The organism is Acinetobacter sp. FB, from assembly GCF_056033405.1.
The window spans coordinates 405316-419127 of sequence record NZ_CM148502.1 but is presented as its reverse complement, the minus strand read 5'-3'; the positions used below and the strand labels follow the sequence as shown (position 1 = coordinate 419127).

25 protein-coding genes and 1 pseudogene are annotated in these 13812 nt (G+C 41.3%); all 26 read right to left on the bottom strand.

The features are described from left to right. Window positions 1–43: 43 nt before the first annotated feature. The 26 genes and pseudogenes from AC0JIQ_RS02025 to rpsS all read right to left on the bottom strand — a co-directional run bounded on the left by AC0JIQ_RS02025 (window position 44) and on the right by rpsS (window position 13807). Entirely contained in the window at window positions 44–544 is a 501-nt protein-coding gene (locus AC0JIQ_RS02025) for a DUF2059 domain-containing protein (RefSeq protein WP_474202480.1), read from the bottom strand. Window positions 545–666: 122 nt separating this feature from the next. Further along, window positions 667–2157: a flavin-containing monooxygenase gene (locus AC0JIQ_RS02020; protein WP_474202479.1), complete on the bottom strand. Its 1491-nt coding sequence runs from the start codon at window positions 2155–2157 to the stop codon at window positions 667–669. 297 nt (window positions 2158–2454) lie between these two features. Beyond that, window positions 2455–2898 carry a hypothetical protein gene (locus tag AC0JIQ_RS02015; RefSeq protein WP_474202478.1) on the bottom strand — a complete coding sequence of 148 codons (444 nt, stop codon included), beginning with the start codon at window positions 2896–2898 and terminating at the stop codon, window positions 2455–2457. Between the two features lie 147 nt (window positions 2899–3045). Continuing rightward, the gene (gene rplQ, locus AC0JIQ_RS02010) at window positions 3046–3411 is read right to left on the bottom strand and encodes a 50S ribosomal protein L17 (RefSeq protein WP_004641032.1); all 366 of its coding nucleotides are present in this window, start codon (window positions 3409–3411) and stop codon (window positions 3046–3048) included. A gap of 18 nt (window positions 3412–3429) precedes the next feature. Beyond that, window positions 3430–4437, bottom strand: a complete 1008-nt coding sequence (locus AC0JIQ_RS02005; RefSeq protein WP_004660372.1) for a DNA-directed RNA polymerase subunit alpha — start codon at window positions 4435–4437, stop codon at window positions 3430–3432. An 18-nt stretch (window positions 4438–4455) separates the two neighbouring features. After that, a complete protein-coding gene (rpsD, locus tag AC0JIQ_RS02000) occupies window positions 4456–5082 on the bottom strand; it encodes a 30S ribosomal protein S4 (RefSeq protein WP_004641035.1) in 627 nt (208 codons plus the stop codon). 12 nt (window positions 5083–5094) lie between these two features. Continuing rightward, the gene (gene rpsK, locus AC0JIQ_RS01995; protein ID WP_001040166.1) at window positions 5095–5481 is read right to left on the bottom strand and encodes a 30S ribosomal protein S11; all 387 of its coding nucleotides are present in this window, start codon (window positions 5479–5481) and stop codon (window positions 5095–5097) included. A gap of 19 nt (window positions 5482–5500) precedes the next feature. After that, the gene (gene rpsM / locus AC0JIQ_RS01990; RefSeq protein ID WP_000090816.1) at window positions 5501–5857 is read right to left on the bottom strand and encodes a 30S ribosomal protein S13; all 357 of its coding nucleotides are present in this window, start codon (window positions 5855–5857) and stop codon (window positions 5501–5503) included. A gap of 107 nt (window positions 5858–5964) precedes the next feature. Continuing rightward, window positions 5965–6081 carry a 50S ribosomal protein L36 gene (gene rpmJ, locus AC0JIQ_RS01985; protein ID WP_000867907.1) on the bottom strand — a complete coding sequence of 39 codons (117 nt, stop codon included), beginning with the start codon at window positions 6079–6081 and terminating at the stop codon, window positions 5965–5967. Between the two features lie 20 nt (window positions 6082–6101). Further along, window positions 6102–7421 carry a preprotein translocase subunit SecY gene (gene secY, locus AC0JIQ_RS01980; RefSeq protein WP_171062401.1) on the bottom strand — a complete coding sequence of 440 codons (1320 nt, stop codon included), beginning with the start codon at window positions 7419–7421 and terminating at the stop codon, window positions 6102–6104. 45 nt (window positions 7422–7466) lie between these two features. Continuing rightward, window positions 7467–7907 (bottom strand): 50S ribosomal protein L15, encoded by a 441-nt coding sequence (gene rplO, locus AC0JIQ_RS01975; RefSeq protein ID WP_004660366.1) that lies wholly within the window; start codon window positions 7905–7907, stop codon window positions 7467–7469. A 3-nt stretch (window positions 7908–7910) separates the two neighbouring features. Further along, the gene (gene rpmD, locus AC0JIQ_RS01970; protein ID WP_003653652.1) at window positions 7911–8087 is read right to left on the bottom strand and encodes a 50S ribosomal protein L30; all 177 of its coding nucleotides are present in this window, start codon (window positions 8085–8087) and stop codon (window positions 7911–7913) included. Window positions 8088–8093: 6 nt separating this feature from the next. Then, a complete protein-coding gene (gene rpsE / locus AC0JIQ_RS01965; protein WP_004657688.1) occupies window positions 8094–8591 on the bottom strand; it encodes a 30S ribosomal protein S5 in 498 nt (165 codons plus the stop codon). Between the two features lie 2 nt (window positions 8592–8593). Beyond that, window positions 8594–8944, bottom strand: coding sequence for a 50S ribosomal protein L18 (gene rplR / locus AC0JIQ_RS01960; RefSeq protein ID WP_004660364.1), 351 nt, complete (start codon window positions 8942–8944; stop codon window positions 8594–8596). Between the two features lie 14 nt (window positions 8945–8958). Beyond that, entirely contained in the window at window positions 8959–9492 is a 534-nt protein-coding gene (gene rplF / locus AC0JIQ_RS01955) for a 50S ribosomal protein L6 (RefSeq protein ID WP_004660363.1), read from the bottom strand. A 13-nt stretch (window positions 9493–9505) separates the two neighbouring features. Next, complete coding sequence (gene rpsH, locus AC0JIQ_RS01950) at window positions 9506–9901, bottom strand: 30S ribosomal protein S8 (protein ID WP_004660361.1); 396 nt, start codon at window positions 9899–9901, stop codon at window positions 9506–9508. A gap of 12 nt (window positions 9902–9913) precedes the next feature. Beyond that, window positions 9914–10219, bottom strand: a complete 306-nt coding sequence (gene rpsN / locus AC0JIQ_RS01945; protein ID WP_004660360.1) for a 30S ribosomal protein S14 — start codon at window positions 10217–10219, stop codon at window positions 9914–9916. A gap of 9 nt (window positions 10220–10228) precedes the next feature. Next, the gene (gene rplE, locus AC0JIQ_RS01940; RefSeq protein ID WP_004660357.1) at window positions 10229–10765 is read right to left on the bottom strand and encodes a 50S ribosomal protein L5; all 537 of its coding nucleotides are present in this window, start codon (window positions 10763–10765) and stop codon (window positions 10229–10231) included. Window positions 10766–10780: 15 nt separating this feature from the next. After that, entirely contained in the window at window positions 10781–11098 is a 318-nt protein-coding gene (rplX, locus tag AC0JIQ_RS01935; protein WP_004641054.1) for a 50S ribosomal protein L24, read from the bottom strand. Window positions 11099–11107: 9 nt separating this feature from the next. Continuing rightward, window positions 11108–11476: a 50S ribosomal protein L14 gene (gene rplN / locus AC0JIQ_RS01930; RefSeq protein WP_004657680.1), complete on the bottom strand. Its 369-nt coding sequence runs from the start codon at window positions 11474–11476 to the stop codon at window positions 11108–11110. 92 nt (window positions 11477–11568) lie between these two features. Then, on the bottom strand, window positions 11569–11826 hold the full coding sequence (rpsQ, locus tag AC0JIQ_RS01925; protein WP_004641057.1) for a 30S ribosomal protein S17: 258 nt from the start codon (window positions 11824–11826) through the stop codon (window positions 11569–11571). Then, window positions 11823–12020 (bottom strand): 50S ribosomal protein L29, encoded by a 198-nt coding sequence (rpmC, locus tag AC0JIQ_RS01920; protein WP_000849927.1) that lies wholly within the window; start codon window positions 12018–12020, stop codon window positions 11823–11825. The genes rpsQ and rpmC overlap by 4 nt, the downstream gene beginning before the upstream one ends. Continuing rightward, entirely contained in the window at window positions 12020–12433 is a 414-nt protein-coding gene (gene rplP / locus AC0JIQ_RS01915; RefSeq protein WP_004657678.1) for a 50S ribosomal protein L16, read from the bottom strand. The genes rpmC and rplP overlap by 1 nt, the downstream gene beginning before the upstream one ends. After that, window positions 12373–13189: pseudogene (rpsC, locus tag AC0JIQ_RS01910) on the bottom strand (30S ribosomal protein S3). The gene rplP and the pseudogene rpsC overlap by 61 nt, the downstream one beginning before the upstream one ends. 1 nt (window position 13190) lies before the next feature. Beyond that, on the bottom strand, window positions 13191–13520 hold the full coding sequence (gene rplV / locus AC0JIQ_RS01905) for a 50S ribosomal protein L22 (protein ID WP_004657676.1): 330 nt from the start codon (window positions 13518–13520) through the stop codon (window positions 13191–13193). Between the two features lie 11 nt (window positions 13521–13531). Continuing rightward, a complete protein-coding gene (gene rpsS, locus AC0JIQ_RS01900; protein ID WP_004641066.1) occupies window positions 13532–13807 on the bottom strand; it encodes a 30S ribosomal protein S19 in 276 nt (91 codons plus the stop codon). Between the last annotated feature and the right edge of the window lie 5 nt (window positions 13808–13812).

Here is a 13812-nt window from a genome sequence, read left to right as displayed (position 1 = left end):
GAAAGTTAAAGGGATCGTGTTTAATTACACGATCCTTTTTTATTTATTTAGTTTCAGGTTTTTCAGTTGTTTGAGTAGGCGTTGGATTCATTCGTGCCATTAGTTGCTTTACCGTTGGATTATCAATATGTTGCTGCATAGTGACATTTAAAGCAGTACGTGCATTTTGCGTAGTGAAATGTGCAACTTCACTTCCTACCTCACTGGCTTTTTTAGCCCATGCTTTCCCTTCTGTAGATTGATAAAAGGTTAATGCAGCTTGTAGTTCCTTTTGGCTGAATGTTTCAACATAGCGTTGAATAATGAATTGCTTACGCTGTTCACTATTTAAATTTTTAATCAAATCTACGTAAAAATTTTCAGGTATATCTTTAGGCAAACGCATTCGGATTTGCTCTAAAATCATTTTATCGGTGTTTTGTAAACCTTGTTCGGTTCCATCTACAGATACCAATTTTTGAGCAATAACTTCTTTCTGTTTTACATCATCAGCAAAAACAAATGTACTGAATAATAATGTCCCCAAGATTAATAGCTTTTTCACTCAGTCATCCCTGTTTTAAATGTTATTGCGCTCAATATACGCGATATTTTTTATATTTAAATAGCCACTCAAATAAAAAACCCTATGCAACTGCATAGGGTTCCAAAACATTCAAGCAAAACTTATGAGACTAATTTTGGCTTACGATTTGTTTGATCATCACGCTTATGGAATTCTAAAACCCCATCATTAAACTTAGCATCTTTCAGTTCTTTACGATCAGCTAGGTAATTATTAGTAATCTTCCACGGTGCTTGTTTACCTTGCTTAGGCATTACATCAGCTGCACGTGCGATATAACCAGAAGACATTTTACCCATGATCGTATCATTTTCACGCTGTAAAGGATCAGCATGTGCAATCACTTCATCAAAACCATTTTTATCCATATGATTGATTAAGCGACAGATATAATCAGCTGCAATATCAACCTTTAATGTCCATGAAGCATTGATATAACCAATGATCATCGCCATGTTAGGGACATCACTCACCATCACGCCTTGATACAGCATATGTTGAGATGTGTTCATTGGCTTACCATCAATTGAACCTTGAACTCCACCTAATATCTGAATCTCCAAACCAGTTGCCGAGATCACAATATCCGCTTCTAAATGTTTTCCAGATTTTAATTGGATACCATTTGCAGTGAATTTTTCAATTTGATCTGTCTCAACACTTGCTTTGCCTTCACGTAAAGATTTGAATAAATCACCATCTGGCACAACACATAAACGTTGATCCCATGGATTATAGCTTGGTGTAAAGTGTTTCATATCCACTTTACCTTTAAGCTGTAATTCAATGCCTTTCAACAATAAACGACGGACAGTTTTCGGATATTTTTGCGCTAATGCATAAATACCACGTTGCATACCAATATTACGTGCACGAGTAAATTTATACGCTGTTTCCTCAGACATAAATTTACGTGTTTTCTCATAAATAAAGTCAATTGAAGGAATTGTTGCAATATAAGTTGGTGAACGCTGTAACATTGTGACATGCCCTGCTCCACCTTTCACCATTGAAGGTACCAGCGTAATTGCTGTTGCACCACTACCAATGATCACAACTTTCTTACCCGTGTAATCTAAATTCTCTGGCCAATGTTGTGGGTGAATAAACTGACCTTTGAAATCTTCTTGTTTAGGGAATTTAGGTGCATAACCCTGATCATAGTTATAGTAACCAGTACAACCCATTACAAAATTTGCAGACCAAGTTTGTTTTTTCTTGTTGTTATCTTCGATCTCAACTAACCATTTTTTCTTCGCAGAATCATAGTTTGCTGAAAGAACACGATGACCAAAGTGAATTTTATCTTTTAACTGATTTTCACTGATCACATCGCTTAAATAGCCCTTGATCTCAGCACCGCTCGCCAACACTTTGTCTTTTGCCCATGGTTTAAAATTAAAACCAAATGTTGACATATCCGAGTCAGAACGAATACCAGGGTAACGGAATAAATCCCAAGTCCCACCAAAGCTATCACGACGTTCTAAGATTTCGAATTTACGTTGTGGACAGTTCTTAGAGAGATGCACAGCTAACCCAATTCCAGAGATACCTGCACCAATAATTAATACATCAACTTGCTTTTCCATTTTTTTTATACCCTGTGTAAATCATGTCTTTATTAAAGCACAAATTTGACAATACACAATGTCAAGTTTAGTCATTCATCGGTTTTTTTATATCAGTTCGGGACATTTTGAGAAAAAAAGTGGTTAAAAAATCCTGAGATTTTTACTTGGGTTTACGTTTAAACTATGTTGTATTGAATACAAAAAATTAAGAATAAATCTTTATAAAATTTTTAATTGAAGATTTTTTAGAAAAATAAATGTTATAAAACACATTAAAAAAAGTTCATTAATTCCGTAGAAAATCCATTAATTTGTTTATTCGCTTGAAGTATCAATACTTTTAAAAAAGACAACTCTACTTTTTAGTTGTTCAACTTCATTTTTGATTTCGTTTAGATCATTGTCACTGAGGTTATATGAAGTTGTTATTTCTCCATTTAATGCTAGGCCCACACCATTAGAAAATGCAGACAGAATAGCACCAGATAAATGATAGAAATTATCAGCATCTGGTAAATAATTCGGGTTAAAAAGATAGCTTTCATCATCAGATAAATTATTTATCCAATCATATTCTGATACAACATACCAGATATTGGATAATTTTTTTACACTTATTGAATTTGGACTTAGAGCTGCTGCTTCGGCTGTAATGAATCCTAATAGCTGTCTATCATACAAATTTCCATTGTATCCAAATATTAAATTAGCATGCCGCCTTTTCAATCCATTAATAAAACAATATTTTTCAGAATCCATGATCGTCTCATTTATAATAGTAATACTCGTATTGACTCATCTAATTGTATCTTTATGATTTTATTATAAGCGTTATTAAACAATAAAAAAGGTCGGTTATTACACCGACCTTTTTTGGAACAACTGACTGTTCTACACGTAGAAGTATTATTTTACTTCACGGTCAACGAGTTCAACGTAAGCCATCGGTGCAGCATCACCTGCACGGAAGCCCGCTTTAAGAACACGAAGATAACCGCCGTTACGTTCTTTGTAACGAGGGCCAAGAACGGTAAATAATTTACCAACAGTTGCTGCTGAACGAGTACGAGCAAACGCTAAACGACGGTTTGCAACAGTATCGTTTTTAGCCAAAGTGATTAAAGGCTCAGCAACACGACGAAGTTCTTTCGCCTTAGGCAAAGTTGTCTTAATTAACTCGTGCTCTACTAAAGCATTTGTTAAGTTTTGAAACAACGCCTTACGGTGGCTGCTTGTACGGCCTAATTTCACACCACTATTACGATGACGCATGGTGATAGTCCTACTTAATTAACGGCTACGATAGGCAAATCGGTCATCCATACGGAGACTAGCTGGTGGCCAGTTCTCTAAACGCATGCCGAGTTGTAAACCTTTCGATGCCAAAACATCTTTGATCTCTGTTAACGATTTTTTACCTAAGTTAGGAGTTTTTAACAACTCAACTTCAGTACGTTGAACAAGATCACCAATGTAGTAAATATTTTCTGCCTTCAAACAGTTAGCAGAACGAACAGTAAGCTCGAGATCATCTACTGGACGAAGCAAAATTGGGTCAACTTCTTCGCGAGGTTCTTGAGCAACAGGAGTTTGATCTTTCTGAAGATCAACAAAAATTGCAATTTGTTGTTGCAAGATTGTTGCCGCTTTGCGGATAGCTTCTTCTGGATCAACAGTTCCGTTAGTCTCAAGATCGATCACTAACTTATCAAGATCGGTACGCTGTTCTACACGAGCATTTTCTACTGTGTAAGAAACGCGCTTGATTGGGCTATAAGAAGCATCTAACTGTAAACGACCTACTGGGCGTGTTTCACCTTCTGGGAAACGAGAGTCAGATGTCTCATAACCACGACCTTGAGCTACTTTAAGGCGCATTTTCAATGAACCAGAAGAACTCAAAGTACCGATTAAATGATCAGGGTTAACCACTTCAACATTATGAGGTAAACGAAGGTCAGCTGCTGTTACGTCACCTGCACCTTGCTTCTCTAATGTTAAATATGCTTCATTTTGATCGAACAGCTTAATAGACAATCCTTTTAGGTTCAGCAAGAGCTCGACGATGTCCTGCTGCAAGCCTTCTAAAGTACTGTACTCGTGCTCGACGCCTTCTATCTCAACTTCAACCACAGCAGCGCCAGGTAAAGAAGACAATAGAATGCGACGTAAAGCATTACCTAGAGTATGGCCAAAACCACGCTCTAAAGGCTCAAGAATCACTTTTGCCGAGGTCCCGCTCACCGCTTCGACCTTGATCGCTTGCGGAGTTAGAAACTCGTTTGCAGTACGCGTCATTTATTGCTACCTCAAGGATTATTTAGAATACAATTCTACAATCAAGCTTTCGTTGATTTCAGCAGGTAAATCAGAGCGATCTGGTGCAGCTTTAAACGTACCTTCCAACTTAGAATGATCAACTTCCATCCAAGCAGGGATACCACGTTGAGCAGCTAATTCAATAGCGTTTTTGATACGCAATTGTTGTTTAGCACCTTCATGCACTGCAATTACATCACCCGCTTTTACTTGAATAGACGCAATGTTTACACGACGACCATTTAAAGTAATAGAACGGTGAGATACTAACTGACGAGCTTCTGAACGTGTAGAACCAAAACCCATGCGATAAACTACGTTATCAAGACGGCTTTCAAGCAATTTCAACAAGTTTTCACCAGTTGCGCCTTTAACACGAGCTGCTTCTTTATAGTAGTTACTAAATTGACGCTCTAACACACCGTACATACGACGTACTTTTTGTTTTTCACGTAATTGTAGTGAATACTCAGATTGCTTACCACCACGAGCCTGACCATGTTGACCAGGTGCTTTATTGTGTTTTTTGGTTTTTACATCAAACGGTTTAACGCCTGATTTAAGTTGCAGGTCTGTCCCTTCGCGGCGAGAGAGTTTGCATTTTGGACCAATATAACGAGCCATGAATGTTTCTCCTTACACGCGACGTTTTTTAGGTGGACGGCAACCGTTGTGAGGAATTGGAGTCACATCGGTAATGCTGTTAATCTTATAACCCACTGCGCCTAATGCACGAACCGCAGACTCACGACCTGGACCAGGACCTTTTACAAGGACGTCTAGGTTTTTCAAACCGTAATCTAAAGCTGCTTTACCAGCAACTTCAGCAGCTACCTGAGCAGCGAACGGAGTTGATTTACGTGAACCACGGAAGCCTTGTCCACCTGAGGTAGCCCAAGCCAATGCATTACCTTGACGATCGGTAATCGTTACAATGGTGTTATTAAAAGACGCGTGAATGTGTGCAACACCTTCAGAGACGGTACGAGTGACCTTCTTGCGTGTGCGAGTATCTTTAGCCATCTTTTAGCTTCCAGAAATCTTACTTTTTAATCGGTTTGCGCGGACCTTTACGGGTACGTGCGTTAGTTTTGGTGCGTTGTCCACGAACAGGCAAGCTGCGACGATGACGAAGACCGCGGTAGCAGCCTAAATCCATTAAACGTTTAATGTTCATGGAAATTTCGCGACGTAAATCACCTTCGGTCGGAACCTTAGCAACTTCTGCACGAATCGCATCAAGCTGAGCATCATCTAATTCACGGATTTTTGTAGTTTCAGTGATACCTACAGTCGCTAAGATGTTCTTAGCAGTGTGGCGACCGATACCAAAAATATACGTGAGAGAGATAACAGCATGCTTGTTATCCGGAATGTTTACACCGGCAATACGAGCCATTCAATTTTCTCCAAAAAGGCAGTCAAGATAATCAACCGCCCCACAAAAATCTTGAGGGGCGGATAATAACCTAATTAGCCTACTGAAATCAACAGGTCTTAATTAAATTAACCTTGACGCTGCTTATGACGAGGTTCTGCGCTACAAATCACGCGAATAACCCCATTACGACGGATAACTTTGCAGCTACCACAAATTTTCTTTACAGAAGCTTGTACTTTCATGATGAAACCTCTAAGTGCGCTTATCCCTTAGGATGAGCAGTCGTTTTTCTCATTAACGTTTGATTATCATATTGATGCGAAGTAAGGTGCGCTTGAAGTTGCGCCATAAAGTCCATTACTACTACAACTACAATCAGTAAAGATGTTCCACCCAAATGGAATGGAATACTAAACGAACTTTGTAGCACCATAGGCATTAAACACACTACAGTAATGTAAATTGCACCAATAAAAGTCAAACGGTTAAGAATATGATCTAAATAACGAGCCGTTTGCTCACCTGGGCGGATACCAGGCACATATGCTCCGCTGCGTTTTAAGTTCTCTGCAACTTCTTTCGGGCTAAATACTAGCGCTGTATAGAAATAACAGAAGAAAATAATTAACGCACCAAACAGCATTAAATACAACGGCTGTCCAGGCGATAACACCAATGCCAGATCTTGTAGGCTACGCTTCACAATCCCTGCATTTGGATCAGCACTACCTAACCATTGTCCCAAACTCGCTGGAAATAATAACAGTGAGCTTGCAAAAATCGCTGGAATCACACCGGCCATATTAATTTTTAATGGCAAATGCGTTTGCTGTGCAGTAAAAACACGACGACCTTGTTGCTTTTGTGCATAGTTCACTGGAATACGACGTTGTGCTTTTTCAATAAACACAATCGCAGCTAAAACGGCTAATGAGAGTAAGCCAAATACAGCTAAACCAATTAAACTACCTTGACCATTATCTACAGACGTAAACGACTGTATTACAAGATTTGGCAAACCTGCCACAATACCTGCAAAAATGATCATCGAGATACCATTACCAACACCACGTTCGGTAATTTGCTCTCCTAACCACATCAGAAACATTGTTCCCGCAACTAACGAAGTAACTGCAGGAACATAGAATGCTAAGCCTGATGTCAAAGTAATACCTTGACTGATCAAACCAGCACACATCCCTACACCTTGCACGAGTGCAAGGAATAAGGTGCCATAACGTGTATATTGATTGATCTTTCGTTTGCCTTGCTCGCCTTCTTTTTTCAAAGCTTCTAACGAAGGAACAACCGTAGACATTAACTGCACGATAATCGATGCAGAAATGTACGGCATAATCCCTAACGCTAAAATCGACATGCGTTCTAATGCACCGCCAGAGAACATGTTAAATAAGCCTAAGAAGGTACCTTCATTCGCCTTAAAAAACCGTGCTAGCGCTATATTATCAATACCTGGCAACGGAATATGCGCTCCTAGTCGAAAGACCAATAACGCGCCAATCAAAAACATTAATCGACGAATAATTTCACGATATTTCACATGAAACGGTTGGCCTTTCATCATGTTTACATGACCTGAAGAACTAGGAGTCATAGACACTCGAGATTACTCCTCGACTTTACCGCCAGCAGCTTCAACAGCAGCTTTAGCGCCTTTAGTCAACACAACACCTTGAACAGTGAATGCGCGAGTGATTTCACCAGAAAGAACGATGCGAGCACGAATTTGATCACGACGAACAACGTTCGCAGCTTTTAAAGTTTCAAGGCTAATTACATCACCTTCAACTTTATTCAATTCAGACAAACGTACTTCAGCAGTTTTCAAAGCGATTTGGCTAGTGAAACCGAATTTTGGTAAACGACGATATAACGCTGTTTGACCGCCTTCAAAGCCTGGACGAGTACCACCACTTTTACGTGAGTTTTGACCCTTGATACCACGACCACCAGTCTTACCAACGCCAGAGCCGATACCACGACCTAGACGACGATTTTCACGCTTAGCACCTTCAGCAGGTGCAAGTTCATTTAAACGCAGAGTCATGGCTTATTCCTCTACACTAACCATATAGTAAACTTTGTTGACCATACCACGGTTAGAAGGCGTATCTTGCACTTCTACAGTATGACCAATACGACGCAGACCTAGACCTTGTAAGCAAAGTTTATGATTTTTTAAACGATGCGAAGAAGATTTAGTCTGGGTAACTTTAATCGTTTTCATGATTGATTACCCTTGAATTTGTTCTACTGAAAGACCACGTTTCGCAGCGACTTTCTCAGGAGAAGTCATATCACGCAAACCTTTGAAAGTTGCGTTTACTACGTTAGCAGCATTTGTAGAACCATAACATTTAGCAAGTACGTTATGTACACCTGCAGCTTCCAGAACAGCACGCATCGCGCCACCAGCAATTACGCCAGTACCTTCTGAAGCAGGTTGCATGTATACACGGCTTGCACCATGACGAGCATTCACAGGGTGTTGTAAAGTAGTCCCCGCAAGGTCTACAGTAATCATGTTACGACGTGCAGCTTCAAGTGCTTTAGAAATAGCAGCTGGAACTTCACGTGCTTTACCACGACCAAAACCTACACGACCATTACCATCACCCACAACAGTTAATGCTGTGAAAGAGAAGATACGACCACCCTTAACAACTTTGGCTACACGATCAACGGCAACCAGCTTTTCAACGAGACCTTCGTTTTGTTCAACTTTCGCCATGATTAGAACTCCAAGCCGCCTTCACGAGCAGCATCAGCCAAGGCTTTGATACGACCATGATATTTAAAACCAGAACGGTCAAATGCAACTTTAGTAACACCAGCTGCTTTAGCACGTTCTGCGATTAAAGCACCAACCTTAGTTGCTGCATCGATATTACCAGTCGCACCACTACGCAAAGATGCATCTAAAGTTGAAGCTTGCGCTAAAACTTTGCCACCATCTGCTGAAATAACTTGAGCATAGATGTGACGCGGAGTGCGGTTTACACACAAACGAGTCGCACCCAATGCACGAATGTGCAAGCGTGTGCTTTTTGCACGACGCAAACGGGTTTGTTTCTTTTCGTTCATAAGAACCTCGCGCCTTATTTCTTCTTAGCTTCTTTACGAAGAATAACTTCATCCGAATAACGAACACCTTTACCTTTATATGGTTCAGGAGAACGGTATGCACGGATTTCCGCTGCTACTTGACCTAACAACTGCTTGTTTGCTGATTTCAAAATGATTTCAGTTGCAGTTGGAGTTTCCGCTGTTACACCTTCTGGTAAAGCGTAGTCAATTGGGTGTGAATAACCTAAAGCAAGGTTAACGACAGTGCCTTTAACTGCTGCTTTGTAACCAACACCAACTAGCTGTAACTTACGTTCAAAGCCTTCGCTAACACCTTTTACAAGGTTGTTCAATACAGCGCGAGCAGTACCAGCTTGCATCCAAGCATCTTTCGACTCTTTAACTGGAGCAAGTTGAAGTTTACCTTCTTCCTGTTTTAGCTCGACCAGCGCATGCAGGTTGAAAGACAATGTACCTTTAGTGCCTTTCACTTCGACCTGCCGGCCGTTCTGAGTAACTGTTACACCATTAGGTACAGTTACTGGGGCTTTAGCCACACGAGACATGAGGAATCACCTATTAAGAAACAAAAGCAATAACTTCACCACCAACGCCTGCAGCACGTGCAGCGCGATCAGTCATGATGCCTTTGCTTGTAGAAACAATTGCAATACCTAAACCTTGCTTAACGCTTGGAAGTGCATCTTTACCGCGATACTGACGTAGACCAGGACGGCTTACGCGCTTCACAGTTTCGATAACTGGTTTGCCTTCGAAATATTTTAGCGTAATAGTCAAAGTAGCTTTTGCATCTTCTTGAGCAACTTCTACATTTGAAATATAACCTTCTTGTTGAAGAACGTTTGCAATAGCAACCTTCAACTTAGAAGAAGGCATAGAAACAACTTGTTTCTTTGCCATTTGAGCGTTACGAACACGCGTTAACATGTCGGCAACGGTATCTTGCATACTCATTATAGTCGCTCCTTACCAGCTTGCTTTAACAACGCCTGGTACATCACCCTGCATTACTGTATCGCGTAATTTGTTACGGCTTAAACCGAACTTACGGAAGTAACCATGAGGACGACCAGTTAAACCACAGCGGTTACGAAGACGTACTGGAGATGCATTACGTGGTAATGCTTGTAACTTCATCATCGCTTCGAAACGTTCTTCATCAGATGCATTTACGTTTGCAATCGTTGCTTTTAATTCAGCACGTTTTGCAGCGTATTTAGCAACTGTCTTTTCGCGTTTCAATTCGCGATTAATCATACCTTTCTTAGCCATATCGACCTCTTATTTGAACGGGAAGCCGAATGCACGCATAAGCGCACGGCCTTCGTCATCGCTACGAGCAGTGGTCGTAATAGTGATATCTAAACCACGGATACGATCAATTTTGTCAAAATCGATTTCAGGGAAAACGATCTGCTCTTTTAAACCCATAGAGTAGTTACCACGACCATCAAATGATTTCGAAGAGAAACCACGGAAGTCACGGATACGAGGGATAGCGATCGAGATCAAACGATCCAAGAATTCGTACATTTGGTCGCCACGTAAAGTAACTTTACAACCGATTGGCCAACCATCACGGATTTTAAAACCAGCGATTGATTTACGTGCAAGTGTCACAACTGGTTTTTGACCAGCAATGAGTTGCATATCAGCAACAGCACCATCTAATAATTTCTTATCAGTTGCAGCTGCGCCTACACCCATGTTAAGAGTGATTTTCGTGATGCGAGGAATATCCATCACATTCTTAACGCCAAGTTCTTCTTGTAACTTCGCTTTAAGTTCGTCGTTATAACGTGCTTTAAGTCTGGCCATCGCCTATTCAACCTATTACTTCGCTACCGCCACTGATTCACCATTTGATTTATAAACACGAGTTTTCGCGCCATCAATCACTTGGTAACCAATACGGTCAGCCTTTTGGGTTGTAGCATTAAAAATTGCCACGTTTGAAATATGAAGCGTTGCCTCTTGAGTAACGATACCGCCTTCAGCGCCAGTTACACGGTTCGGCTTTTGATGCTTCTTCACTAAGTTAAGACCTTCGACCTTAACTCGATCTTCAGAAACAGACAAAACAACACCTTGTTTGCCTTTTTCTTTACCTGCGATCACAATTACTTGATCGCCTTTTTTAATCTTAGCCATGATTGCCTCTTATAAAACTTCAGGAGCCAATGAAATGATTTTCATGAACTGTTCAGTACGAAGTTCACGAGTCACTGGTCCGAAGATACGAGTCGCAATCGGAGCTTTGTTGTTGTTCAAAATAACAGCTGCGTTATCGTCGAAACGAATCACAGAACCATCTGGACGACGGATGCCGAATTTTGTACGTACAACTACAGCATTCATCACGTCACCTTTTTTAACACGTGCGCGCGGAATTGCTTCTTTTACAGTAACTTTAATAATATCGCCAACTGAAGCATAACGACGGTGTGAACCACCAAGTACTTTAATACATTGTACGCGGCGTGCACCACTGTTGTCTGCTACGTCGAGCATACTTTCGGTTTGAATCATTGCCCTACTCCAAAACCGAGCATCACCGGTCGCAATTTCGAAAGGCTCAAAGAGTACTCGAAATTGTCCGATGATGCAACAAGAACGTCTAATTACTCAGCAGCTGCTTCAACGACTTCCACTAAAGTCCAAGCTTTAGTTTTAGAAATTGGGCGGCTTTCTTTGATGGTCACTAAGTCGCCAGTTTTAGCAACATTGTTCTCATCATGAGCGTGTAATTTAGTTGAACGGCGGATTGATTTGCCGTACAACGGGTGTTGAACGCGGCGTTCAATAAGCACAACAATAGACTTGTCCATTTTGTCACTTACAACTTTGCCGGTTAACGTGCGGACTGTTTTTTCACTCATTGTCCGTTCCCCTGTTTTTCGGTAAGGAGTGTCTTAATACGAGCAATTGTCTTACGAGCAATTTGCACTTCATGCGATTTGCCTAGTTGACCAGTTGCTTTCGCCATACGAAGACGGAATTGGTTAAGCTGTTGCTCATCAAGCAAAGCTTTCAACTCTTCTACCGACTTTTCACGTAGATCTTTAGTTTTCATTACATCACCGTCCGAGTCACGATAGTGGTTTTAAACGGGAGTTTAGCAGCAGCTAAAGCAAAAGCTTCACGCGCTAACTCATCGCTAACACCTTCAATTTCGTACAGGATCTTACCTGGCTGGATCTGACAAACCCAGTATTCCACGCTACCCTTACCTTTACCCATACGTACTTCTAATGGTTTTTCGGTAATTGGTTTGTCTGGGAATACGCGGATGAAGATTTTACCACCACGTTTGATACGACGGCTAATGGTACGACGTGCAGCTTCAATCTGACGCGCAGTCATACGACCACGTTCAGTTGCTTTAATTGCAATCGAACCAAATGATACTGTACTACCACGGTGCGCTAGACCAGTGTTACGGCCTTTGTGCACTTTACGGAATTTGGTACGTTTAGGTTGCAACATGGATTATTCTCCCTTGTCAGCAGCACGGTCACCGCGACGACCACGACGCTCTTGACCTTCACCACGACCACGACCACGTTTAGCTGGACGCTCTTCAGCAGGAGCAGGGTTCATGACTTGTTTCATGCCACCTAAGATCTCGCCACGGAAAATCCAAACTTTAACACCGATCGTACCGTATGTTGTTTCTGCGCGCATAGTTGCATAGTCGATGTCAGCACGAAGCGTATGCAAAGGTACACGACCTTCACGATACCACTCAGTACGAGCAATCTCTGCACCACCTAAACGGCCAGAAACTTCAACTTTGATACCTTTAGCGCCAGCACGCATTGTGTTTTGAACCGCACGTTTCATAGCACGACGGAACATAACACGCTTTTCTAATTGAGAAGCAATCGCTTCAGCAACTAAACGTGCGTCCAAGTCAGGGCGATCAATTTCATTGATGCTAACTTGAGCTGGAACACCCATAATGTTGGTGAGTTCGCGCTGTAATTTCTCAATATCTTCGCCTTTTTTACCGATAACGATACCAGGACGAGCAGTACTAATTGTTACTTTAGCAGCGCCTGTAGGACGTTCGATAAGAATATTGCTGATCATCGCGTTTTTAAGTTTTTTAGTTAAAAACTCACGAACTTGAAGATCTTTAAGCAAGTATTCAGCATATTGTTTCGGACTCGCATACCAGTTAGCGTTATGACGTTTCACAACACCTAGGCGGATACCGATTGGATGAACCTTCTGACCCATATCAAACCCCTACCTTAACGGTGATGTGACAAGTACGCTTAGTAATACGATCTGCACGGCCTTTAGCACGTGGCATGATACGTTTAAGGCTCATGCCTTCATCAACGTAAATCGTAGTTACTTTAAGGTCATCAACATCTAAGCTGTTGTTGTGTTCAGCATTCGCGATTGCAGATTCAAGTGCTTTTTTAACAAGCACAGCTGCTTTCTTGTTGCTGAAGTTCAAAATGTCTATCGCACGTGCAACCGACTTACCACGGATCAAATCAGCAACTAAACGTGCTTTTTGTGCCGAGATAGCGGCACCGCGTAATTTAGCAGTTACTTCCATCATAGCACCTATTAACGTTTAGACTTCTTATCAACACCGTGACCACGATAGGTACGAGTTGGCGCGAATTCACCCAATTTATGACCAACCATGTGTTCAGTAACAATTACTGGAACGTGGTTACGGCCATTGTGAACAGAAATTGTTAAACCAACAAAGTCTGGAAGGATCATTGAACGACGTGACCATGTTTTGATCGGCTTACGGTTGTTAGCAGCAATCGCAGCTTCAACCTTAGCGAACAAATGCGCGTCGACGAATGGACCTTTTTTTAATGAACGAGGCATTATTC